Raw genomic sequence first — 983 nt, 5'->3', positions numbered from 1 at the left:
GTAACGGGTGGTCAGCTTTATTCGCTGAACGAACAACTTGCAACTTATTTTGGTGGTGGTGCAGGTTATGATAAAGAGGGCAAATGGAAAGCACCGGATTTCAAGATCAAGCAGTTTGGTGAGGATGGTACTTCTTTTGACAAGAATTATCAGAATGTAGCAGATGCACTTGCAGGTGTTGGAAGTTCTATCACGAATGTTCAGAATAAATTGACCGAACAGGTTAATAATGTGATTACCAAAGTGGAAAGCGAGAGCTTTGTTCAGCAAGATAAGACAACGAGTCGTCTCACTATTGGTGCAAAAGTAGGTGGCGCAGAAATCAATATTGCAAATGAAAGCGGTGGGGATCGGATAATTTCTGGTGTTGGTGAAGCAAAGAACAATAATGACGCTGTTAACAAAAGCCAGCTTGATAGCAATATCAAGAATGTCAATGATAATGTAACAAATAAGTTTAGCGAACTTACTAAAAACATAACGAATATTACTCAGCAAGTTAAAGGTGATGCTTTGTTATGGAATGATGAAGCCAATGCCTTTGTAGCACGTCATGAAAAGAGCAAAGAAGAAAAAGGCAGAGCTGTAGCCACTCAAGATAACAGCAAAATTACGTTTCTTTTAGATGGTGATGTTTCTAAAGATTCAACGGATGCTGTCACGGGTGGACAGCTTTATTCGCTGAACGAACAACTTGCAACCTATTTTGGTGGAGGTGCAGGTTATGATGAGCAAGGACAATGGAAAGCTCCAAGTTTTAAGGTTAAGACAGTTAAGGATGATGGTAAATCTGAAGAGATAGACTATGGCAATGTGGCGGATGCTTTGGCTGGAGTTGGTAATTCTTTCACAAATATTAGAAATGAGATTAGCAAAGAGATTAATAATGAGATTACCAATGTGAAAGGTGATAGCCTTGTTAAGAAAGATCAAGCAACCAATCTTATCACTATTGGTAAAGAAGTAGAAGGCAGTGAAATCAA

Annotated in this window: 1 pseudogene; it reads left to right on the top strand. The window is 38.9% G+C overall.

Going from position 1 to position 983, the window contains the following annotated elements:
- Positions 1–983: pseudogene (locus ACFIMA_RS09745) on the top strand (hypothetical protein); the annotation flags it as partial.

The sequence above is a fragment of the Bartonella sp. AP88HLJMH genome (assembly GCF_042195605.1).
GTDB lineage: Bacteria > Pseudomonadota > Alphaproteobacteria > Rhizobiales > Rhizobiaceae > Bartonella.
This window is presented reverse-complemented; position numbering and strand designations above follow the sequence as displayed.